This window comes from Ruegeria sp. BHSC037, from assembly GCF_059613045.1.
Map to the genome: position 1 here is coordinate 1 of NZ_JBXWRT010000017.1, position 20,535 is coordinate 20,535.

Here is a 20,535-nt window from a genome sequence, read left to right on the forward strand (position 1 = left end):
TCTGTCGCGGGCCGATCTGCCGCCGCCCGATACCAGTCGGTGGGTCGCCTCTAGGAAGGCCATGGTAGTGCGCGGCGTACTGTATGGCCTGATCACGTTGTCGGACGCCAAGAAACGCTATGGGCTGAGCGACGAGGAGTTCAACAGCTGGGTTGCGGCGGTGGCCGAACACGGAATCGATGCGCTGAAGGTGACGGCCTTAAAAAAATATAGACAACCTAAAGGCGAAAGCGAATAAATGAATCAACGGTAACGTCAGATTAACCATTTGTGGTCAGGCTCGGATCAAACCGGAATGAACAGACCTGAACTGGAGCAGCAGAATGCGCATACTTCTTGTCGAGGATGATCCCACAACGTCGAAAAGCATCGAACTGATGCTGACACACGCCAACCTGAACGTCTATGCGACGGATCTGGGCGAGGAAGGGATCGATCTGGCGAAACTGTATGACTATGATCTGATCCTTCTGGACCTGAATCTGCCGGATATGAACGGTCATGAAGTGCTTCGCCAGCTGCGCATCGCCCGAGTTGAAACGCCGATCCTGATCCTGTCGGGGGCCGATGATACCGAAAGCAAGATTAAAGGGTTCGGTTTCGGGGCCGATGATTACCTGACGAAACCGTTCCACCGCGAAGAACTGGTGGCCAGGATCCACGCAATCATCCGACGGTCGAAGGGGCATTCGCAGTCGATTATCCGCACCGGCAAGATCGCGGTGAACCTGGATGCCAAGACCGTCGAGGTGGACGGGCAGGCGGTTCATTTGACCGGCAAGGAATACCAAATGCTAGAACTGCTCAGCCTGCGCAAGGGCACGACCCTGACCAAGGAGATGTTCCTCAACCACCTCTACGGCGGGATGGACGAGCCGGAACTGAAGATCATCGACGTCTTCATCTGCAAGCTGCGCAAGAAGCTCAGCAATGCCACCGGTGGCGACAACTATATCGAGACTGTCTGGGGGCGGGGATACGTGCTGCGCGACCCCCAGAAGGACGGTATCGAGGAAAACCGCCTGGCCGTCGGCGCCTGATCGGCCTCGAGCACGCCGCCGGAGGTCCAGGGCGGCAATTCCACTCACGGCTCAGCACGTCTGGACCTGGCCATGGCCTCGCCCTATCACTGGTGCCAACCAGACATGACAGGGCGAGGCCATGAGCAATCCGATTCCCGTGCAAGACCTGACCGAAGACCAGGCCAAGGAGGAGCTGGCGCGCCTGGCGTCCGAGTTGACGCGGGCGAATGATTTGTATCACGGTGAGGACGCTCCAGAGATTTCCGACGCGGAATATGATGCGCTGAAGCGCCGAAATCAGGAAATCGAGGCGCGGTTTCCGCATCTGAAACGCCCGGACAGCCCGAGCGAACAGGTCGGGGCTCGCCCGTCGGACGGGTTCGAAAAGGTTCGTCACGCGGTTCGGATGATGTCGCTGGGCAACGCTTTCGACGAGGCGGATGTGCGGGACTTCGTTCGGTCGGTCCAGAAATACCTGGGGCTCCAAGAAGACAAAGTGCCTGAATTTACCGCCGAGCCGAAAATTGACGGGTTGTCACTGTCCCTGCGCTATGAAAACGGCACGTTGGTTCAGGCCGCGACCCGCGGTGACGGTGAGGTAGGCGAGAACGTCACTGCCAACGCGATGACCGTTCGCGACATTCCGAAAACTCTCACCGATGCGCCCGAGATCCTGGAGGTCCGGGGCGAGGTCTACATGTCGCATGAGGATTTCGCCCGGCTGAACCAGAAACAAACGGAAATCGGGGGCAAGCTGTTTGCAAATCCCCGAAACGCGGCGGCGGGATCGCTGCGCCAGTTGGACCCCGAAGTCACCCGTTCGCGCCCACTTCGGTTCTTCGCATATGCTTGGGGCGAGCTGTCCGAACCGCTGGGGCGTACCCAGGTCGATGGCCTGTCCCGGCTGGCCGCCTTGGGGTTTGCCACCAACGAATTGACGCAACTGTGCCGCTCGGTTGATGAGATGGTGTCCCACTACCGGGCGATCGAAGAGCAGCGCGCGACACTGGGCCATGACATCGATGGCGTGGTCTACAAGGTGAACGACCTGGCGCTGCAGGCGCGGTTGGGCTTTCGCTCGACAACGCCGCGTTGGGCGATCGCGCACAAGTTTCCGGCCGAAACGGCCTGGACCGGGCTCGAAGCAATCGACATTCAGGTCGGCCGAACTGGCGCGCTCAGCCCGGTTGCGCGCCTGCACCCGGTGACCGTGGGGGGCGTGGTTGTATCGAACGCCACGCTGCACAACGAAGACTATATCGCCGGGCGTGACGCCAAGAGCAACGTGATCCGCGATGGCAAGGATATCCGCGTCGGCGACTGGGTGCAGGTCTATCGTGCCGGTGACGTGATTCCAAAGATCGCCGACGTCGATCTGAGCAAACGCCCCGACTGGGCCGTGCCTTTCGAGTTTCCGACCAAGTGCCCCGAATGCGGCAGCGATGCCATCCGAGAGGAGGGCGACGCTGTGCGCCGCTGCACAGGTGGGGTCATCTGCCCGGCGCAGGCCGTTGAAAAGCTGAAACATTTCGTTTCGCGAAAGGCTTTCGACATCGAAGGTTTGGGTGCCAAGCAGATCGAGATGTTCTATGAAGATCCTGATCTGCCCGTGAAAACTCCGGTGGACATCTTCACGCTGCAGCAACGCGACGCGAAGAACCTGAACAAACTGGCCAACCGCAAGGGCTGGGGCCGGCAGAGCGTTGCAAAATTGTGGGCCGCGATCGACGAAAAGCGCACCGTTCCGCTGGCCCGGCTGCTGTTTGCACTGGGGATCCGCCATGTGGGCGAGGCTGCGTCGAACCTGCTGGCCAACCACTATGGCTCGTGGGAGGCGTTTGAAAAAGCGATGACTGCCGCCGCCGGTTTTGAGGGCCCCGAATGGCAGGAACTGCTAAGTATCGACGGCGTGGGCGAGGTAATGGCCCGCACCCTGGTTTCTACATTCGAGCAAGAGGCCGAGCGGAAAACCATTGACGACCTGGTGGCGCAGTTGAACGTGCTGGATGCGGTCCGGCCCGATACAAGCAACAGCCCGGTCGCGGGAAAGACCATCGTGTTTACCGGAACGCTCGAGAAAATGACCCGCGCCGAGGCCAAGGCCCGGGCCGAGGCATTGGCGGCCAAGGTGTCCGGCTCGGTCAGCAAGAAAACCGATATCGTGGTTGCGGGTCCGGGTGCCGGGTCCAAGGCCAGAAAGGCGGCCGAACTTGGCGTCAAGGTCCTGGATGAAGACGAATGGCTGCACCTGATCGGGGACGCATGAGCGGGCGCCCCGAGCAGCTCTTCCCGCTGTTTGCGGGACTCGAGACGCTGGACGGCGTCGGCCCCAAAACGGCCCGTCTGTTGGGGCAGATTGGGCTTGAGACGCCGCGCGACCTGCTGTTCGCCTTGCCTTATGCGGTGATCGACAGGCGCAGACGTGACACGATCCACGGCGTTGACCTGCCGGCGACCCTGACCGTCGAAGTGACCGTGGGTGCCCATCGTCCGCCGCGCAACCGGGGCGGCGCCTATCGGGTGTTTGTGCAGGACAGCCAGAGTGATTTCCAACTCGTGTTCTTTCATGCGCGCGGCGACTACCTGAAGAAAATCCTGCCGGAAGGGGCGCGGCGGGTGATTTCGGGAAAGCTGGAACTGTTTGACGGTACGGCCCAAATGGTTCACCCCGATCATGTCGTGCCGATCGATCAGGCCGGGTCCATCCCGGAATTCGAGCCGATCTATCACTTGACCCAGGGGGTGACGCAGAAAACCGCCTTCAAGGCGGCGCAAAGCGCGCTGGCCCGGGTGCCGGATCTTGCAGAATGGGCGGACCCGGCCTTGGTTCAGCGCCGGGGATGGCCGGGATGGCCCGAAGCGATCCGCGACGCCCACAATCCACGCGGTGCCGATGACGTTGCCCCATTCGCACCCGCACGCGAGCGTCTGGCCTATGATGAGCTTTTCGCCCACCAACTGACCCTTGCCCTGGCGCGGCAGCGTGAGCGCAAGTCGCGCGGGATCGTCAGCGTCGGCACCGGCGCTTTGCAGTCGAAGGTGCTGAAAAAACTGCCCTATCAACCGACGCAGGCACAACAGCGCGCAATCCGCGAGATCGCGGCCGACATGGCCTCGGACGCGCGGATGAACCGGTTGCTTCAGGGCGATGTCGGCGCGGGCAAGACATTGGTGGCCTTCATGGCCTTGTTGATCGCCGTCGAGGCCGGCGGTCAGGGTGTGATGATGGCGCCGACCGAGATTCTGGCCCGTCAGCACCTGGAAGGGCTGCGCCCGCTGGCCGAAGATGCCGGTGTGGTGCTCGAGATCCTGACCGGGCGCGACAAGGGCGCCGATCGGCGCGCGAAACTGGCGGCCTTGCAGGCTGGGGACATACAGATTCTGGTCGGAACCCATGCGGTGTTCCAAAGCGATGTCGCGTTCAAGGATCTGCGGCTGGCCATCGTGGATGAACAACACCGGTTCGGGGTGCGCCAGCGGATGGAACTGTCGGAAAAGGGCAGGGGTGCCGATGTTCTGGTCATGACCGCCACGCCGATCCCCCGCAGCCTGGCGCTGGCACAATACGGCGACATGGACGTGTCGGTGCTTGATGAAAAGCCGCCCGGGCGCAAACCGGTCAAGACCGCGATCGTCAGCACGCAACGCATGAACGAGGTTGTGGACCATCTGCGACGTGCGATTGGCGAGGGGCGGCAGTGCTATTGGGTCTGCCCTCTGGTGGATGAATCCGAGGTTTCGGATCTAACCGCCGCCGAGGAGCGGTTCAAACATCTGCGGGCGCAATTGGGCGAAGGCGTGGTCGGGCTGGTGCATGGCCAGATGCCTCCGTCCGAGAAAGACGCGGCCATGGCGGCCTTTCAGGCGGGGCAGACCAAGGTGCTGGTGGCCACGACGGTGATCGAGGTCGGCGTTAACGTGCCCAATGCCACGATCATGGTTATCGAACGCGCCGAGATCTTTGGCCTAGCGCAACTGCACCAGCTGCGCGGGCGGGTCGGGCGCGGCGAGGGGGCCTCGACCTGCCTGTTGATGTACCAAGCCCCGCTGAGTGAGGGCGGTCGCAGGCGGCTGGAAGTGCTGCGCGAAACCGAGGACGGATTCCGCATCGCGCAGACCGATCTTGAAATGCGCGGAGCAGGCGACCTGATCGGGACGGCGCAATCCGGCTTGCCCCGGTTCCAGATCGCCGACTTGGAGAGGCAGGCCGGATTGATGGAAATCGCCCAGACGGATGCCCGTGCATTGCTGGCCATCGACCCCAAGCTGACCACCGAGCGCGGCAACGCGGCGCGCGTTCTTCTGTGGCTGATGAAACAGGATCAAGCGATCCGTTTGATTTCAGTGGGTTAGGGCCTCAGCCCCCGAATAGTTCACAAATGTTCTCAAAAAGTTCTTTACCGACTCGGGGAAATGTGAGAACAAAAGGTCAACAAAGTATTAAAGCCAGACCGGAGGAGACGCCATGCTGAGCCAGATCAAGACCGCAATCAGCCGTTCGCAAAGCACGCTGCTGCAAGATGCAGCTGGCGCGGCGTCCTTGATCGTGATGCTGATGGTGGCGCTGCATCTGCCTGTCGGGTTCTGACCCTTTCTGCCTGCGATCTCGTGCCGATAGCACCGCGCTGTCATCCCCATCTCAGTCAAGGGTGACCTGCCTGTCCCAAACCCCTTGAAGGGGCCGTGCCTCGGCCCCGCGCGGAACCCGGACCCCACACGAGACACGCATGACTGCCGCCGCCCTTTCGCCCGGAAGGAGCGGCGGTTTTTTATAATTGTCCCGTCTTGATGATTTCCAGCAGCGCCGACAGAACCGAGTTGGCCGCGACCGAGGCGAGGATCATGCCCATCACGCGGCTGATGATGGCAGCGCCGGAATGACCGATCAGGCGGATGATCGGCTCGGCCAGCAGCATCAATACAAAGGCGGCCGCCAGCACCGTCAGCATGATCAGCGCGGTGATGCCCTGATCGACCAGGCTGTAGCGGTGATTGTCGGTCAGGATGACGATGGCCAGCATCGCTCCGGGCGAGGCCAGAGACGGCACCGCCAGCGGGAAGATTGCGGGGTTGTGCTGGTGCAGCTGGTCCTGCCGGTCTTCCTCGGCCACGCGTTGGTCGACCTCGGGTTTGCTCTCGCCAAAGATCATCGACAGGGCGAACAGAAACAGGATGATTCCGCCAGCCACCTGGAACGAGTTCAGGCCGATATCGAGCGCCTCGATCAACAATTGGCCGAACACCAGGAAGAATAGCAGGACGCCCGCGCTGACAAGGGCCGCCTGCAGGGCGGTCCGTCTGCGCGCGGCGACATCGATGCCGGCGGTTACGGCGATGAAAACCGGAATGGTGCCGATCGGGTCGATGACGACCCACAGGGTCACGAAATGTTCGAGCAGGTTTTCCATTGAAATCTCCGGCAAATATGGCCGGAGGTTAAATGCAACGTGCTGAAAATGCCATGTTCAGGCGCAATTGGCCTGTTCCGCCTGCGCCATGGCCTCGGCGGTGGCGTCCAACGCCAGCATGATCGAGGCGTGGCGGTTCTTGTAGTCGCGCGCGGGCATCAGCACCTCGAGCCCGTCAAAAGGCGCGTCAGGGGCGGGGCCTTCCTGTTTGAGCATGGCCTTGAGTTGATCGCGCGCCTGCTCGATCTGAGCGCGCGTCGCACCGATCACGGCACCGCCGACCACCGAGGCCGCGGCCTGGCCAAGCGCGCAGGCTTTCACATCCTGCCCGAACTCGGAAACCCGGCCATCCTTCACTTTGACGTCCACGGTGACGGTCGACCCGCACAGGGGCGAGCGTTTCTTGACGGTTGCACCGGGGCTTTCCAGGCGCTGCAAATGCGGGATGTCGGCGGCCAGTTCAAGAATGCGGCCGGAATAAAGCTTGATCAGATCGGTTTCGCCGGACATGGGTTCCCCTCGCTGCGTGTTCCCCATACATAGTGGCCATGTTCTGGGATGCAAAAGGTTTTTGCCATGTCGCGCGCCGTCTCGTTTGACCCGTCAACGCTGAAATTCAACGAAACGGGGCTGATCCCCGCCATCGCCCAGCAGCACGACACCGGAGAGGTGCTGATGATGGCCTGGATGAATGCCGAGGCCGTGCGCAAGACGCTGGAGACCGGGCGCGTGACCTATTGGTCTCGCTCGCGCCAAGCGTTCTGGATCAAGGGCGAAAGCTCGGGCCATGTGCAAAAGCTGGTCGATCTGCGGGTGGATTGCGACCGCGACTGCCTGCTGGTTCTGGTCGATCAGACCGGCCCGGCCTGTCACACCAATCGGCGCAGCTGCTTCTACACCGCCGTCCGCGATGGTGATGAGGTCGAATTGATGGCGCCGTTGGCCTGACGGCGGTGCCTCACAACCCGACCATTGCGCGGATGTCCTGCGGCGAGGCGCCTTCCTCGCGATATTTCGCGATTGCGCGGGCGTCGTCGCGTTTGGCCAGCCGCTTGCCCGTTTCATCGCGGATCAAGCGGTGATGGTGATAGATCGGCGTCGGCAGTTCCAGAAGACGTTGCAGCACAACGTGGATGCAGGTGGCCTTGAACAGATCCTGCCCGCGCACCACATGGGTGATCTGCTGCGCGGCATCGTCCAGAACCACCGACAGGTGATACGAGGTGCCCATTCCGCGTCGGGACAGAACCACGTCACCGACGCCACTGCGCAGTTGATCAGCCTCGATGGAGATGGCCCCGGTCTCTCCGCCGGGACCGTGACCTTGCTCGATGAATGCCAGCGCTGAATTAGTCGTTTTAGCAGATGGTTGGAGAGCGGAGTTGATCTGTTTCAAGGCCTCGGCCATGTTCAGGCGCAAGGGCAGGTCGGTCGGTCGCGGCTGGCGCGCTGAATCGGGGTTCCAGCGTGCGCGGCATGTTCCGGGATAGACGATCCCGTCCGGGCCCAGCATCGGCTGGCCTTCTTGTGGCGCGCTGGCGGCCGCGGCGATGTCGCGGCGGTTGCAGGTGCAGGGATACAGCAGGCCGCGCGCCCACATTGCGTCCAACGCGCGGTGATACAGGTCCAGCCGATCCGATTGCCGCATGACCGGTTCGGGCCAGCTGAGGCCCAGCCAAGCCAGATCGTCTTTCAGTTGCGCCTCCCAATGGGGGCGGGCGCGGCTCTGGTCGATGTCCTCGATCCTCAGCAGAAACGTCCCGGCCCTGGCGTGGGCCATGTCATGGGCCAGCAGCGCGGAATAGGCGTGCCCTAGATGCAGGGGGCCGGTTGGAGATGGGGCGAAGCGGGTGATGAATGTCACAGTTTTTCAACGATATAAACGTCGGACTTCAAATCCAGACCCGGAAGGTGTGGCCCGTGTTCGCGAAACAGCAGCCGCGCGGCGCCGATGTCCAGCCATTCGCTCAGGCGGACGGTATAGGCCGGGTCCTGCAGAGTGTGATCGTTGAACGAAAAGGCCAGCAGGCCCCCTTTGGGCAAGGCCTTCATCAGCATGTCGAAGGTTTCGGGCGGCGCTGCGCCTGCGCCGATCACACCGATGGCCGTGATGGCGCGATAAGCGCCGGTTTGCACGGGGCTGGGGTCGGTAATCTCGAAGGGGGTCAGGCTGCGATACACGCCCTTGGCCTCGGCGCCCTCCAACATGCGCGGGGTCGGGTCCATACCGTCGATCACGCGAAATCCGGCCTTGTGCAGCGCAACGCCCGACAGACCCGTGCCGCATCCGTAATCCAGCACGGGTTCCTGCGGGTGCGGAAACCTGTCCCACAGCGCCTCGGCCACGCGGCCCGGAGTGGCATAGCCGTGTTCGGCCACTTCATCCTCGTAGGACGCGGCCCATTTCTGATAATGCGCCTGCGTTTCCTGGGGCGAATTCAGCTCATAGGTCTTGTCGAGGTATTTTTTGCTCATGCGCTCAGTCTAGGCGGGCGCGGCGTCCTGCGTCCAGTCGGCTTGGGCCAGCCACGCCTGCCATGCGGCCTTGGCGCGGTCGGTATAGGCCTTGTAGCGGTCCTTGCGGCCACGCCGTCCGCCTTTCAACCCGTCGACCGGCCGGAATAGGCCGAAGTTGACGTTCATCGGCTGAAAGGTCTTGGCCTCGGCCCCGCCGGTGATGTGATGGATCAGCGCGCCCATGGCGCTGTCCTGCGGAACCGGGGGCAGGGAGTGGCCCAGAATCTCGGCAGCCGCCAGACGTCCGGCCAGCAGACCCATCGCGGCGCTTTCGACATAGCCTTCGACCCCTGTGATCTGTCCGGCGAACCGGATGTTCGGCCTGGTTTTGAGCCGCATCTGCGCGTCCAGCAGGGTGGGCGAGTTGATGAACGTGTTGCGGTGGATGCCGCCCAGCCGGGCAAAGCTGGCATTCTCGAGCCCCGGAATCATCCGGAACACCTCGGTCTGCGCGCCGTATTTCATCTTGGTCTGGAATCCCACGATGTTGAACAGCGTGCCCAAAGCGTTGTCGCGGCGCAGTTGTACCACCGCATAGGGTTTGACGTCCGGCTGGTGCGGATTGGTCAGGCCCACCGGTTTCATCGGCCCATGGCGGAGGGTCTCGCGGCCCCGTTCGGCCATCACCTCGATCGGCAGGCAGCCGTCGAAATAGCCGGCGGTCTCACCTTCGTGGAACTCGGTCTTGTCGGCGGCGAGCAGCGCATCGATAAAAGCTTCGTACTGGTCGCGGTCCATCGGGCAGTTCAGATAGGCGGTTCGTTCTTCCTCGGTCTCGCCCTTGTCATAGCGCGACTGCATCCACGCCTTGCTCATGTCGATCGTGTCGGCATAGACGATCGGGGCGATCGCGTCGAAAAAGGCCAGCGCTTCGGCGCCGGTCTCGCGCTGGATTGCCTGACCCAGGGCGGGTGAGGTCAGAGGGCCGGTGGCAAAGATCCAGTGGCCTTGGTCCGGCAGCTCTGTCACCTCTTCATGGCTGACGCTGACCCGGGGGTGCGCTTTCAGGCGCGCGGTGACGGTCTCGGCAAAAGGCTCACGGTCGACGGCCAAGGCACCGCCGGCGGGCAGGCGGTGGGCATCAGCGCTGGCCATGATCAGCCCGTTGGCCGCGCGCATCTCCCAATGTAGCAGGCCGACGGCGTTCTGCTCGTCATCGTCCGACCGGAACGAGTTCGAACACACCATCTCGGCCAGGTTGCCGGTCTGGTGCGCAAAGGTGCCAGTTTCGGGGCGCATTTCGTAAATCACGACGTCCACACCCATCTCGGCGGCCTGCCATGCGGCCTCGGATCCGGCCATGCCGCCGCCCACGATATGCAATTTCTGTGTCATGCGCGTTCACATAAGCCACGCGGGCCGATTGCGCAACGGTCAGCCACACTCACACGCACTGCTGCGTCAAGCCATTGAAAAAGGGGAAAAATCTTGGGGTCGCCGCTGCGGGAATCTTAGCGCCAGTGAGAGAGACCGGCTGGAGGGACCTTCCGCCCACGGCGACCCAAAAGAATGTCAGAGCCTAGGCTCTGTCTCAGCATTGCCACAGAGTTGCCCTTTTGGAAAGTGAAAAAATGCGAACATTCCAGAATTTTGTTCATCACCTTTGCGTCATTGCGTCCAATTGGGCGGTCGTTTTTCGATGAAGGCGGAAATTCCTTCCTCGGTGTCGCGATGCATCATATTCTGTGCCATTACCTCTCCGGCATAGACATAGGCCTGTTCCAGCGGCATCTGGATCTGCTCATAGAACGCCTGCTTCCCGATCTTGACGGCAGCCCCCAGTTTCGAGGCCAGCTTTTCGGCCAGGGCCCATGTTTCCTGTTGTAACTCGGTTTCGGGGACCGCGCGATTGATCAGGCCCAACTCGGCTGCGCGTTGGGCCGGGATGAAGTCGCCGGTGGTCAGCATTTCAAAGGCCTGTTTGCGCGGGATGTTGCGGCTGAGCGCGACCATCGGCGTCGAGCAGAACAGGCCGATATTCACGCCGTTCACACCGAACCGGGTGCTGTCTGCCGCGATGGCCAGATCACAGGTCGCCACCAACTGGCATCCCGCTGCGGTAGCGATCCCGTGAACCTGCGCGATCACCGGCTGGGGCAGCGACTGGATCGACATCATCATCCGCGCGCAACGGTTGAACAGGTCGGTGAAATAGGCCTTGCCGCCGTCCTCGGCCTGACGGCCCGCCGTCATCTGTTTCAGGTCGTGGCCGGCGCAGAAAGCCTTGCCTGCGCCCGACAGGATCACCGCGCGGATGGACCGGTCATTGCGCAGGGCGTCCAGTTCGGTTTGCATCGCGGCCAGCATCTCGTCGCTCAGGGCGTTCAGCCGCTCGGGCGCGTTCAGTTTCAGATGGGTGATCGCCCCGGTGTCGCTACGTTCCAAAATTGCCATCTTGCCCTCCTGCTGGCTGTCGGGCCAACTCTAGGTCGGCAAATCGAGGAGGGGAAGCATGTCATTGGCAATGAACAAGGAAGAACTGTCGCAGTACCTGGCGCAGGTCTTTCCGCAGGTACACAGGGATTTCGTGATCGAAGCCCTGACCGAGGACACGATCACCATGCGCCTGGTTGTCGAAGACCGGCACCTGCGCCCGGGCGGCACCGTGTCCGGGCCCTCGATGTTCGCCCTGGCCGATGTGTGCGTCTATTCGATGGTTCTGGCGCGAAAGGGCCGGCAATCGCTGGCGGTGACCACCAACAGTTCGATGGATTTCCTGCGCAAGCCCGAAGGCGGCACCGATCTGATCGCGCATTGCCGGTTGCTCAAGCTGGGGCGGTCGCTGGCCGTGGGGGACGTGTTGATGTATTCGGACGGGGCCGACGCCCCCTGCGCCCGGGCCAGCATGACCTATTCGCTGCCCCCCGCGGGCTCGGCTGCGGCGGCGTTCGGATGAAAAAAGGCCGGGGACTGACCCCCGGCCCAGGAAGAGGTCCCGCGAACGGGACTGGGGATGCTTTATTCGATCCAGAAATGGCGTCGGCTTTCGCGGTCCGCCTCGAAGCGGTTCAGTCCGACATCGCGCAGCAGGCGATCATCCAGCTTGCCAAGATTGATGCGGCTGCGGCGCCGACGTTCCCATTTGGTGACAGTAGCCGCAAACCGTACGGCCAATGCGGCGACCAACGGCAGCCGCGGGCTGTCGTTCAGCAGCAGAAGGGCGGAGGTGTGCATTGCGCGTGTCATCTGGGTATCCTTCCAAAATTGTATTGACACAAAACTTAAATGCTCGGTACATTGTCGTGGTACACTCGGGATTGTGATGAAGGCAAAGGAAGAATTGTAATGGATACAATTTGGCCGCAGGCGTTGCCTGAATCCAAGGGACCCAAATATACTCTTGTGGCGGACACAATCCGAAGGGCCATAGAAAACAATACGCTAAAGGTTGGAGCGAAACTGCCGCCGGTGCGCGAGCTGGCCTATCGGCTGAAGATCACCCCCGGTACGGTGGCGCGGGCCTATTCGATCCTGACCGACGAGGGATTGCTGAGCGCCGAGGTCGGACGTGGTACATTCGTGGCGCCGCCGAAGACGCCTCTGCTGGATGACGTATGGTCGCGGCAGTTGCATTTGCGCGATGACAAATACGAAAAGAATGTAAGCCTATTCAGCCCCCGTCTGCCGGATGTGGGGCAGGTGGCCCTGATCCGGTCCTGCCTTGCCCGCGTGGCGCAGAGCGATCCGGCCTTGTTCATGAACTATCCCACCCGCGAGGCTTATCAGGGCGTGCGGCAGGCGGTGGTCGACTGGCTTTCCGACCTGCCGCTTGGCGCTTTGAACGCCGACGACGTCGTGCTGACCCATGGTGGCCAAAGCGGGTTGTGCGTTGTGTTCCAGACCCTATTGCGCGGGCCGAAACCCGTGGTTCTGGTCGAGGACCTGTCCTATGCCGGGTTCCGCCGCGCCGGTGAGTTGATGCGGGCCGAGGTCGTCGGGGTAAAGATGGACAAGTGGGGCATCGACCCCGAAGCGCTGGATCATGTACTGCGCCAGACTCCGGCGCAGGCGATCTGCGTCTCGCCCGAGGTGCAGAACCCGACCGGCAGCCACACGCCACTGGAGCGGCGTCAGGAAGTGGTCGAGATCGCCCGACGGCACGACCTGCAGATCATCGAGGACGATTGCTATCGCATGGGCGAGGCGCGTGCGCCCAGCTATCGGGCGCTGGCGCCCGATCGCGGCTGGCATGTCTCGTCCATTTCCAAGACCCTGACACCGGCCCTGCGTGTGGGTTTTGCCATCGCTCCGCGTGACCGCGGCAGTGATCTACGTCGGTCGGCCGAATACGGCTATTTCGGCCTTGCCCAGCCTTTGGCCGAACTGACCCGTCTGCTGCTGACCGATCCCGCGGCCCGTCGACTGGCGCGGGATGTGCGGGTGAAGATGGGGGAGTATGTGCGTGTGGCGGTGAATGCTCTGGGCGGGTTCGATTTGAGTTGGGATCCGGAAATTCCCTTTGTGTGGCTGCACCTGCCGTCAGGCTGGCGCGCCGCTGCTTTCAGTCGCGCGGCCGAGCGTGAGGGGATTCAGATTCGATCCGCCGATGAATTCGCCCTGCGGGACGGGCGCGCACCAAACGCTGTGCGCATCGCGATGAACGGACACGTCTCCCTGCGGAAATTCGAAGAAGCAATGTTGCGCCTGCGTATCCTGCTGGACAATCCACCCGAGCAAATCAGCGTCTGACTTTGTGGGGTAAATAAATACCTATTTTGCAACTCATTGAAAATAAACGCTTAAAACACTTTGGTTGCGCTTGACCTGAAGTTTCCTTGCGTCTAGATACCCATTCATCGAATTCGGGCCGCCTCGGCAGGGGCGGTCTTTCACATCAAACAGGATTGTCCTGACATGAAAACCTTCTCTGCAACTCCTGCAGACATCGACAAGAAGTGGATCCTGATCGACGCCGAGGGCGTTGTTCTGGGCCGTCTTGCCTCGATCGTCGCCATGCGCCTGCGTGGCAAGCACAAGCCGTCGTTCACCCCGAACATGGACATGGGCGACAACGTCATCGTCATCAACGCCGACAAGGTCCAGATGACCGGCAAGAAGCGCGACGAGCACTTCTACTGGCACACCGGCCATCCGGGTGGCATCAAGTCGCGCACCAAGCAGCAGATCCTGGAAGGCGCGCACCCCGAGCGCGTGGTCTACCAGGCCGTCAAGCGCATGCTGCCGGGCAACCGTCTGTCGCGCAAGCAGATGACCAACCTGCGCATCTATGCCGGTGCCGAGCACCCGCACGAAGCCCAGGCCCCCGAAGTTCTGGATGTCAAATCCATGAACAAGAAAAACACCCGGAGCTAATGACCGATGGCTGATCAGATCAATACTCTCGAAGAGCTGAGCGCCGTCGCAGGCGTTGAAACCGTGGCCGAAGAAACCGTCGTGCGCGAGCCCGTGCGTGACGAGCTGGGTCGCTCCTATGCAACCGGCAAGCGTAAAGACGCTGTTGCCCGCGTTTGGATCAAGCCGGGCTCCGGCAAGGTCACCGTGAACGGCAAAGACCAGGACGTGTATTTCGCACGGCCCGTTCTGCAGCTGATCCTGCGCCAGCCGTTCCAGGTTGCCGGTGTCGAAGGTGAATTCGACGTGGTCGCAACCGTCAAAGGCGGTGGCCTGACCGGTCAGGCCGGTGCGGTCAAGCACGGCATCTCGAAAGCGCTGCAGCTGTACGATCCCAGCCTTCGCGGCGCGCTGAAGGCCGCAGGCTTCCTGACCCGCGACAGCCGCGTCGTGGAACGGAAGAAATACGGCAAGCGCAAAGCCCGCCGTTCGTTCCAGTTCTCGAAGCGTTAATCGCTTCCGAGGGCACAAAATGGAAAGGGCTCGCATCCGCGAGCCCTTTTTTCGTGGTCGGAAGTTGGTGTTATTCCTCGTGCATCTTCTTCCACGCCCCGTTTTCCACCACGCTGACATAGACCGTATCGGCGCCCTGATGGTCGTCGGGGCCAAAGGTCATGTGGTTGCCCACCAGATCATCCTGATAATCCAGTGACTCCATCGCAGCGATAAAGCTGTCATGTGTCAGCTCGGGGCCGGCGGCCTCTAGCGCCTTGACCATCATTTCGGCCGCCGCATAGCCCAGCATCGAAAAGCCCACCGGATCTTCGCCGGTGGCGGCCTTGTATTCCTCGATGAAGGCCTTGGGGGCGGGTTCATCCGCGCGGGCCCACAGGTCCTGCCACGAAGCGGCGGCGTAAAAGCCGTCGGTCACGCCACCCGGCACCTGTGCCACCACGGTCAGGAAACTGGCCGAAGTGCCTAGGAACTTCATGTCGGTCAGGCCCATCTTCTTGGCGGTGCCGACCACGGTGATGGCCTGCCGCACGCCCAAGGCGATTGTTACGATGTCGCAACCTTCTTCCTTCAGCTTGCTCAGCGAGCCCACGAAATCGGTTTCGTCAGGTTTATGAGTGGTTTCCGCGGCAAAGGTAATGCCGGCTTCATTGGCGCCTTCCTGGCTGCCTTCAAGGATTTCTTTGCCGAAATCGGTGGGCAGATACATCGTGCAGACCTTGTCGCCGCCGAATTCCTGCGCCAGATATTTCACGCCCACGCGCGCCTGGTCGTAATAGCTGGAAAACGAGGTGAACTTGTTCTTCATCGGCTCCTGCAGCATCTGCCGCGCGGCCGACAGGGGGGCGACGTTGGGAATGCCTTTTGGGTCCAGCAGTTTGAACCCGGCCAGGTTCATCGGCGTGCCCAGCGATTGCAGCATCGCAAACACCTTGTCGCGGTTCAGCAGCTTGTTGTAGCCCTGCATCGCGCGCGGCATCTGGTAACCGTTGTCTTCGACCACATAGCGGATCTTGCGGCCATGCACGCCGCCATTGGCGTTGACCCGGTCGAACACCACGTTCGCGCCCTTGGTGGCCGGAACCCCCACGGCGGCAAAAATGCCGCTTAGGTCATTGACCGACCCGATGACGATCTCATCGTCGGTCACGCCTTGCGTTTCGGCCCAGCCCATCGAGGCCAGGGCGGACAGGGCGGTTGCCGCCGCCAGCCGTCTGATTGCTTTGGTCATGTGTCTTCCTCCCTTGGGATTGATCCCTGTTCTATTTGTACATGTCTTCAATGAGATGCGCGTGTTTCTTTTCCACCAGGCTGCGTTTCAGTTTCATCGTCGCGGTCAGTTCGTCATCTTCGGCGGTCAGCAGCACGTCGATCAGGCGGAAATCCTTGATCTGTTCGACCCGCGCGAATTCCTTGTTCACCGCGGCCACTTCCGCGCCGATCAATTCGCGCACCTCGGCTGCAGCGCAGAGCGAAGCGAAGTTCGAGAACGGCACTTTGCGATCCTGCGCGAACTTCTCGACGTTTTCCTGATCGATCATCACCAGCGCCGTCAGGTACTTGCGGCGGTCGCCGATGATCACCGCGTCCGAGATGTAATGCGAGAACTTCAACCGGCTTTCGATCTCGGCCGGGGTGATGTTCTTGCCGCCGGCGGTGATGATGATGTCCTTGAGGCGGCCGGTGATGGTGACATAGCCGTCCGCGTCCACGTGCCCCATATCGCCGGTGCGCAGCCAGCCATCGGCGGTGAAGGTTTCGGCGGTCTTGGCATTGTTGCGCCAATAGCCCTGGAACACGTTCAGGCCGCGGATCTGGATTTCGCCCTCGTCCGAGATGCGCAGGTCGATCCCCGGTGCGGGCTTGCCGATGGTACCGATGTGGTTGGCCTCGGGCGTGTTCAGCGTGGCGATGCCCGAGGTCTCGGTCATGCCGAAGCCCTCGACCAGCGGCACGCCGATGGCCCAGTACCATTTCAGCAGCTCGGGCGAGATCGGGGCCGCGCCCGACCCGCCGCGCCGCAGCCGGTCCATGCCCAGCATCCGGCGCAGGTTGCGCAGCACCAGCCGGTCCCACAGCCAGAAATTCGCGGCCACCGCCGGCGGCGCCGGTTTGCCCTGCAGGATGTACTCGGCCCGTTTCATCCCGGCCTTCAGCGCCATGCCAAAGGCGGCACGCCCGGCCGGGGTGGCCTCTTGCGCCATGATCAGCACCTGCGAATAGATCTTCTCCCACACGCGCGGAACGGCGGTGAAGGTCGAGGGCGAAACTTCCTGAAGGTTGGCAAAGACCGTCTCGGGGCTTTCCGCGAAGTTCACCGTGCATTTCGAGGCCAGCGGGAAATAAATCGAAACATCGCGTTCCAGGATATGACACAGCGGCAAAAAGCAGAGCTGCTCATCCGTCTCCAGCGCGGGCAGGCAGCGTGCGCCGCATTCGATCGCGGCCATGATGTTTTCGTTGCTAAGCATCGCGCCCTTGGGCATGCCGGTGGTGCCCGAGGTATAGATCAGCAGCGCAGTGTCCTGCGGCGTGGCCAGCGCGATTTCGGCTTCGAATCGGCCCGGCTCTTCGCGCTCGGCCTCACGGCCGAGGGCATAGAGATCCTTGATCATCATGCAGCGGGGATGGGCCAGGTCGTGCAGGCCTTCGTCTTCAAGGATGATGACCTTCAACAGGCCGGGCACCTCGTCTTCAATGTCCAGAAACTTGTCCAGCTGCTCCTCGTCCTCAACGATCAGAAAGCGGCTGTCGCTGTCATTGACCAGGTATTTCAGCTGGCTGGCGGAATCGGTGGTGTAGACTCCCGAGGCGATGCCGCCGACGCATTGGATGCCCAGATCGAACCAGGCCCATTCCTTGCGGTCCTCGGACAGGATCGAGACGACCTCACCGCGTTGCAGTCCCAGCTTGCGCAGCGCCAGCCCGATCCATTTGGCGTGCTGCCAGTAGTCGGCCCAGGAATAGGATTTCCAGATGCCCAGATCCTTTTCCCGATGCGCGGTGCGGTCGCCCAGGGCGGCGCAGCGTTTCTGGAACAGCTCGGGGATGGTAACGCAGCCATCGACCCTCACGGGGCGCTGGCCGGGCGTGGCGTTGAATTGAACGCCGTTGATGGTGGTCTGCGGGGGCAGGGTGGTCATGTTCATCCGGCTCACCTCCACGTCTTCTTGCGTTTCCAGCGGCGGTTTTCCCGCGCGCCTTCCTCCTGCACGCCCAGATAGAAGTTCTGGATGTCCTCGGACCGCATCAGCATGCCGGCGGGGCCGTCCATCACGATGCGCCCGACCTCCATGACATAACCATGATCGGCCAGTTCCAGCGCGGCGTTGGCGTTCTGCTCGACCAGCATCATGGTCATGTTTTGCTCGTCGTTCAAACGTCTGAGGATGCCGAAGATCTCTTGGACCAGCAGCGGCGACAGGCCCAGCGAGGGTTCGTCCAGCAGCATGATGCGCGGGTTGGCCATCAGGCCGCGGCCGATGGCCAGCATCTGCTGCTGCCCACCCGACAAAGTGCCGGCCTCTTGATTGCGGCGTTCCTTCAGGACCGGGAAGTAAGAAAACACCAACTCGCGGTCGCGCTCGATCTGGGCCTTGTCGTGCAGGGTATAGGCCCCCAGGCTGAGGTTTTCGTTCACCGTCAGCAGCGGGAACACCTCGCGCCCCTCGGGCACATGCACGATGCCCTTCTGGACGATCTTGTGCGGCTCTAACCCTTGGATTTCCTCGCCGTCGAAGGTGATGGTTCCCTTTTCCGGGTCCATCACGCCCGAGACGGTCTTCATCAGCGTCGTCTTGCCCGCCCCGTTGGCGCCCAGGATCGAGACGATCTGGCCCGGGTGCACGTCCAGCGACACGCCGCGGATCGCCATGATCGGGCCATAGAAGCTTTCGATGTTGCGGATGCTCAGAATCGGTGCGCTCATGAGGCTTTCCCCAGATAGGCTTCGACGACGGCGGGGTGCGATTGCACCTGCGCCGGTGTCCCTAGGGCCAGTTTCGCCCCATCGGCCATGGCCAGCACCCGGTCGGACACGCCCGATACCAGCCCCATGTCATGTTCGACCATCAACACTGTGATCCCCATCTGCCGCCGGATGTCGTCGATCCACCAGCGCATGTCGGTGGTTTCTTCGACCGACAGCCCCGAGGCCGGTTCATCCAGCAGCAGCAGCTTGGGGTCGGTGGCCAGCGCGCGCGCGACCTCGACCACCTTGCGGACGCCGTAGGGCAGGCCGGCGATCATCTTGTCGCGATAGGCCTGCAGGTCGAGGAAATCGATGATCTCTTCGACCTTCTCGCGGTTCTCCAGCTCTTGCCGGCGGGCCGAGGGAGTAAAGAATACCTCAGACAGCAGGTTGGTACGCCGGTGGCGGTGCCGCCCGACCAGCAGGTTCTGCAACACGGTTGCATGTTCGAACAGCTCGATGTTCTGGAAGGTGCGCGCCACGCCATAGGCGGCCACGCCCGAGGGCTTGACCTGCAGCAGATCGTGCCCGTCGAAACGGATCTGGCCCGCGTATGGGTCGTAAAAGCGCGAGATCAGGTTGAACACCGTGGATTTGCCCGCCCCGTTCGGTCCGACGATGGCAAAGACCTCGCCTTCTTCGACCGAAAAGGACAGGTCGTTAACCGCCGTCAGGCCACCGAATTTCAGGGTGACGTTCTCGAATTCCAGCAGGCTCATCTCAGGCGCTCCGTCTTGAGATAGGATTTCTGCCGCTTGAACATGTCCTTGCGGTAGAAGGGGAACAGCTCGAACCAGGTACGGATTTTCAGCCAGCGACCATAGATGCCCATCGGCTCGAACAGGATGAACCCGATCAGGATCATGCCGAAGATACCGAATTCCAGCCCCGGAATGGCGACGGTTCCGCCACCGAACAGGGCGCCTGCATATTCTTTGGCGATCGACAGGAACTGCGGCAGAAACCCGATGACGATGGCGCCCAGAAACGCGCCGTGGATCGAGCCCAGCCCGCCGATCACGATCATCATCAGCAGCTGGATCGAGATCACCACGCTGAAGGTTTCGTTGTTGAAGGCCCCGGCATAGAGGCCCATCAGCGCACCCGCCCATCCGGTAACGGCGCAAGACAGGGCGAAGGACACTGTCTTGGTGCGCGCGATGTCGATGCCCATCGCCTGCGCGGACACTTCCGAGTCACGCACCGCGATGAAGCTGCGCCCCAGCGGCGTACGCAGAAGGTTGATATAGCCCAGCGTGACCAGAACCGTGACGGCCAGCACCAGCCAGTAGAACTGCTCGGGCGTGCCCCAGCGATCGACCAGATGGCCGAATATCTCGACCCCGCCCATGTATTTGCCCGCCACGCCGCCGGTGATCGGTTCGGCAAGAACGATGAGGTCGTCCATCAGGATCGACAGAGCCAGGGTGAAGATCGCCAGATAGATGCCGTGCAGCCGCAGGGCAGGAATGGCGACAGTGACCCCGGCGATACCGGTCAGAATGCCGGCCAGCGGAAATGCCACCAGAAACGGCACGCCGGCCTCGATCAGGATCACGTTGGCATAACAGCCAAAGGCCAGAAACGCCGCGTGGCCCAGGCTGGCCTGGCCGGTATGCCCGGTCAGGATCATCAGGCCCAGCCCGGCGATGGCCCAGATCAGAACGTTCGTCAGCTCTCCCAGATAGAACGCGTCCAGCCACCACGGCGCGGCAAAGACCACCGCCAGCAGGAGCAGGTAGAGCGACAATTGGTATCCGTCCTTCCACGGGCGGATGTCCTGCATATAGTCGGTTTTGAAAACGATCCTCAT

At 62.0% G+C, this 20,535-nt stretch carries 21 protein-coding genes and 1 pseudogene; 10 read left to right on the forward strand and 12 right to left on the reverse strand.

Annotation, left to right across the window (positions count from 1 at the left end; translation table 11 throughout):
- The first annotated feature begins 1 nt into the window (after position 1).
- From sciP to AC2FMN_RS15430, 5 genes are all read left to right on the forward strand, one after another.
- Entirely contained in the window at positions 2 to 238 is a 237-nt protein-coding gene (gene sciP, locus AC2FMN_RS15410; RefSeq protein ID WP_496689238.1) for a CtrA inhibitor SciP, read from the forward strand.
- 85 nt (positions 239 to 323) lie between these two features.
- Positions 324 to 1,040, forward strand: coding sequence for a response regulator transcription factor CtrA (gene ctrA / locus AC2FMN_RS15415; RefSeq protein WP_149775137.1), 717 nt, complete (start codon positions 324 to 326; stop codon positions 1,038 to 1,040).
- A gap of 121 nt (positions 1,041 to 1,161) precedes the next feature.
- Positions 1,162 to 3,288 carry an NAD-dependent DNA ligase LigA gene (ligA, locus tag AC2FMN_RS15420; RefSeq protein ID WP_496689239.1) on the forward strand — a complete coding sequence of 709 codons (2,127 nt, stop codon included), beginning with the start codon at positions 1,162 to 1,164 and terminating at the stop codon, positions 3,286 to 3,288.
- Positions 3,285 to 5,375, forward strand: coding sequence for an ATP-dependent DNA helicase RecG (gene recG / locus AC2FMN_RS15425; RefSeq protein WP_496689241.1), 2,091 nt, complete (start codon positions 3,285 to 3,287; stop codon positions 5,373 to 5,375). The genes ligA and recG overlap by 4 nt, the downstream gene beginning before the upstream one ends.
- Positions 5,376 to 5,487: 112 nt before the next feature.
- Positions 5,488 to 5,610, forward strand: coding sequence for a hypothetical protein (locus tag AC2FMN_RS15430; protein ID WP_262504552.1), 123 nt, complete (start codon positions 5,488 to 5,490; stop codon positions 5,608 to 5,610).
- Between the two features lie 181 nt (positions 5,611 to 5,791).
- Here the strand turns inward: AC2FMN_RS15430 and AC2FMN_RS15435 are convergent, their stop codons facing one another.
- Positions 5,792 to 6,430, reverse strand: coding sequence for a MarC family protein (locus AC2FMN_RS15435; protein WP_496682892.1), 639 nt, complete (start codon positions 6,428 to 6,430; stop codon positions 5,792 to 5,794).
- A 57-nt stretch (positions 6,431 to 6,487) separates the two neighbouring features.
- Positions 6,488 to 6,940 carry an iron-sulfur cluster assembly scaffold protein gene (locus AC2FMN_RS15440; protein ID WP_496689243.1) on the reverse strand — a complete coding sequence of 151 codons (453 nt, stop codon included), beginning with the start codon at positions 6,938 to 6,940 and terminating at the stop codon, positions 6,488 to 6,490.
- Between the two features lie 48 nt (positions 6,941 to 6,988).
- Between AC2FMN_RS15440 and hisI the strand changes: the two genes are divergently transcribed.
- The gene (gene hisI / locus AC2FMN_RS15445) at positions 6,989 to 7,378 is read left to right on the forward strand and encodes a phosphoribosyl-AMP cyclohydrolase (protein WP_496689244.1); all 390 of its coding nucleotides are present in this window, start codon (positions 6,989 to 6,991) and stop codon (positions 7,376 to 7,378) included.
- A gap of 10 nt (positions 7,379 to 7,388) precedes the next feature.
- Here the strand turns inward: hisI and gluQRS are convergent, their stop codons facing one another.
- The 4 genes and pseudogenes from gluQRS to AC2FMN_RS15465 form a co-directional block, all read right to left on the reverse strand.
- Positions 7,389 to 8,294 (reverse strand): tRNA glutamyl-Q(34) synthetase GluQRS, encoded by a 906-nt coding sequence (gene gluQRS / locus AC2FMN_RS15450; RefSeq protein ID WP_496689245.1) that lies wholly within the window; start codon positions 8,292 to 8,294, stop codon positions 7,389 to 7,391.
- A complete protein-coding gene (locus tag AC2FMN_RS15455) occupies positions 8,291 to 8,905 on the reverse strand; it encodes a class I SAM-dependent DNA methyltransferase (RefSeq protein WP_496689247.1) in 615 nt (204 codons plus the stop codon). The genes gluQRS and AC2FMN_RS15455 overlap by 4 nt, the downstream gene beginning before the upstream one ends.
- A 9-nt stretch (positions 8,906 to 8,914) precedes the next feature.
- Positions 8,915 to 10,282, reverse strand: a complete 1,368-nt coding sequence (trmFO, locus tag AC2FMN_RS15460; RefSeq protein WP_496689248.1) for a methylenetetrahydrofolate--tRNA-(uracil(54)-C(5))-methyltransferase (FADH(2)-oxidizing) TrmFO — start codon at positions 10,280 to 10,282, stop codon at positions 8,915 to 8,917.
- Positions 10,283 to 10,555: 273 nt separating this feature from the next.
- Positions 10,556 to 11,350, reverse strand: a pseudogene (locus AC2FMN_RS15465) (enoyl-CoA hydratase); the annotation flags it as partial.
- Positions 11,351 to 11,399: 49 nt separating this feature from the next.
- Between AC2FMN_RS15465 and AC2FMN_RS15470 the strand changes: the two are divergent.
- Entirely contained in the window at positions 11,400 to 11,843 is a 444-nt protein-coding gene (locus tag AC2FMN_RS15470) for a PaaI family thioesterase (RefSeq protein ID WP_496689249.1), read from the forward strand.
- 62 nt (positions 11,844 to 11,905) lie between these two features.
- On the opposite strand, the gene AC2FMN_RS15475 is transcribed toward AC2FMN_RS15470, so the two are convergent.
- Positions 11,906 to 12,133, reverse strand: a complete 228-nt coding sequence (locus AC2FMN_RS15475; RefSeq protein ID WP_496682912.1) for a DUF1127 domain-containing protein — start codon at positions 12,131 to 12,133, stop codon at positions 11,906 to 11,908.
- Positions 12,134 to 12,232: 99 nt separating this feature from the next.
- Here AC2FMN_RS15475 and AC2FMN_RS15480 point away from each other — a divergent pair, with 99 nt between their 5' ends.
- The 3 genes from AC2FMN_RS15480 (at position 12,233) to rpsI (ending at position 14,752) form a co-directional block, all read left to right on the forward strand.
- Entirely contained in the window at positions 12,233 to 13,636 is a 1,404-nt protein-coding gene (locus AC2FMN_RS15480; protein ID WP_496689251.1) for an aminotransferase-like domain-containing protein, read from the forward strand.
- Between the two features lie 165 nt (positions 13,637 to 13,801).
- Positions 13,802 to 14,260: a 50S ribosomal protein L13 gene (gene rplM / locus AC2FMN_RS15485; RefSeq protein WP_068344207.1), complete on the forward strand. Its 459-nt coding sequence runs from the start codon at positions 13,802 to 13,804 to the stop codon at positions 14,258 to 14,260.
- A gap of 6 nt (positions 14,261 to 14,266) precedes the next feature.
- Positions 14,267 to 14,752 carry a 30S ribosomal protein S9 gene (rpsI, locus tag AC2FMN_RS15490; RefSeq protein ID WP_149775125.1) on the forward strand — a complete coding sequence of 162 codons (486 nt, stop codon included), beginning with the start codon at positions 14,267 to 14,269 and terminating at the stop codon, positions 14,750 to 14,752.
- A gap of 70 nt (positions 14,753 to 14,822) precedes the next feature.
- Here rpsI and AC2FMN_RS15495 read toward each other — a convergent pair whose 3' ends face one another.
- Genes AC2FMN_RS15495 through AC2FMN_RS15515 form a run of 5 tightly spaced genes read right to left on the reverse strand, consistent with a single transcriptional unit; the run spans position 14,823 to position 20,535 of the window.
- Positions 14,823 to 15,983, reverse strand: a complete 1,161-nt coding sequence (locus tag AC2FMN_RS15495) for an ABC transporter substrate-binding protein (RefSeq protein WP_496689253.1) — start codon at positions 15,981 to 15,983, stop codon at positions 14,823 to 14,825.
- Between the two features lie 31 nt (positions 15,984 to 16,014).
- Complete coding sequence (locus AC2FMN_RS15500) at positions 16,015 to 17,901, reverse strand: AMP-dependent synthetase/ligase (RefSeq protein ID WP_496689254.1); 1,887 nt, start codon at positions 17,899 to 17,901, stop codon at positions 16,015 to 16,017.
- A 5-nt stretch (positions 17,902 to 17,906) separates the two neighbouring features.
- Positions 17,907 to 18,680, reverse strand: coding sequence for an ABC transporter ATP-binding protein (locus AC2FMN_RS15505; protein WP_496689256.1), 774 nt, complete (start codon positions 18,678 to 18,680; stop codon positions 17,907 to 17,909).
- Entirely contained in the window at positions 18,677 to 19,441 is a 765-nt protein-coding gene (locus tag AC2FMN_RS15510) for an ABC transporter ATP-binding protein (RefSeq protein ID WP_149775121.1), read from the reverse strand. Before AC2FMN_RS15510 ends, AC2FMN_RS15505 begins: the two co-directional genes overlap by 4 nt.
- On the reverse strand, positions 19,438 to 20,535 hold the full coding sequence (locus AC2FMN_RS15515) for a branched-chain amino acid ABC transporter permease (RefSeq protein WP_496689257.1): 1,098 nt from the start codon (positions 20,533 to 20,535) through the stop codon (positions 19,438 to 19,440). Before AC2FMN_RS15515 ends, AC2FMN_RS15510 begins: the two co-directional genes overlap by 4 nt.

What these genes read in the sequence shown, in the direction of transcription:
- rplM (WP_068344207.1), top strand. Translation starts at nt 13,802, where the DNA reads ATGAAAACCTTCTCTGCAACTCCTGCAGACATCGACAAGAAGTGGATC.
- ligA (WP_496689239.1), top strand. Translation starts at nt 1,162, where the DNA reads ATGAGCAATCCGATTCCCGTGCAAGACCTGACCGAAGACCAGGCCAAG.
- AC2FMN_RS15435 (WP_496682892.1), bottom strand. Translation starts at nt 6,430, where the DNA reads ATGGAAAACCTGCTCGAACATTTCGTGACCCTGTGGGTCGTCATCGAC.
- AC2FMN_RS15440 (WP_496689243.1), bottom strand. Translation starts at nt 6,940, where the DNA reads ATGTCCGGCGAAACCGATCTGATCAAGCTTTATTCCGGCCGCATTCTT.
- AC2FMN_RS15505 (WP_496689256.1), bottom strand. Translation starts at nt 18,680, where the DNA reads ATGAGCGCACCGATTCTGAGCATCCGCAACATCGAAAGCTTCTATGGC.
- AC2FMN_RS15495 (WP_496689253.1), bottom strand. Translation starts at nt 15,983, where the DNA reads ATGACCAAAGCAATCAGACGGCTGGCGGCGGCAACCGCCCTGTCCGCC.
- AC2FMN_RS15480 (WP_496689251.1), top strand. Translation starts at nt 12,233, where the DNA reads ATGGATACAATTTGGCCGCAGGCGTTGCCTGAATCCAAGGGACCCAAA.
- recG (WP_496689241.1), top strand. Translation starts at nt 3,285, where the DNA reads ATGAGCGGGCGCCCCGAGCAGCTCTTCCCGCTGTTTGCGGGACTCGAG.
- ctrA (WP_149775137.1), top strand. Translation starts at nt 324, where the DNA reads ATGCGCATACTTCTTGTCGAGGATGATCCCACAACGTCGAAAAGCATC.
- trmFO (WP_496689248.1), bottom strand. Translation starts at nt 10,282, where the DNA reads ATGACACAGAAATTGCATATCGTGGGCGGCGGCATGGCCGGATCCGAG.
- AC2FMN_RS15515 (WP_496689257.1), bottom strand. Translation starts at nt 20,535, where the DNA reads ATGAGGATCGTTTTCAAAACCGACTATATGCAGGACATCCGCCCGTGG.
- AC2FMN_RS15500 (WP_496689254.1), bottom strand. Translation starts at nt 17,901, where the DNA reads ATGAACATGACCACCCTGCCCCCGCAGACCACCATCAACGGCGTTCAA.
- rpsI (WP_149775125.1), top strand. Translation starts at nt 14,267, where the DNA reads ATGGCTGATCAGATCAATACTCTCGAAGAGCTGAGCGCCGTCGCAGGC.
- AC2FMN_RS15455 (WP_496689247.1), bottom strand. Translation starts at nt 8,905, where the DNA reads ATGAGCAAAAAATACCTCGACAAGACCTATGAGCTGAATTCGCCCCAG.
- AC2FMN_RS15430 (WP_262504552.1), top strand. Translation starts at nt 5,488, where the DNA reads ATGCTGAGCCAGATCAAGACCGCAATCAGCCGTTCGCAAAGCACGCTG.
- AC2FMN_RS15470 (WP_496689249.1), top strand. Translation starts at nt 11,400, where the DNA reads ATGTCATTGGCAATGAACAAGGAAGAACTGTCGCAGTACCTGGCGCAG.
- AC2FMN_RS15510 (WP_149775121.1), bottom strand. Translation starts at nt 19,441, where the DNA reads ATGAGCCTGCTGGAATTCGAGAACGTCACCCTGAAATTCGGTGGCCTG.
- hisI (WP_496689244.1), top strand. Translation starts at nt 6,989, where the DNA reads ATGCAAAAGGTTTTTGCCATGTCGCGCGCCGTCTCGTTTGACCCGTCA.
- AC2FMN_RS15475 (WP_496682912.1), bottom strand. Translation starts at nt 12,133, where the DNA reads ATGACACGCGCAATGCACACCTCCGCCCTTCTGCTGCTGAACGACAGC.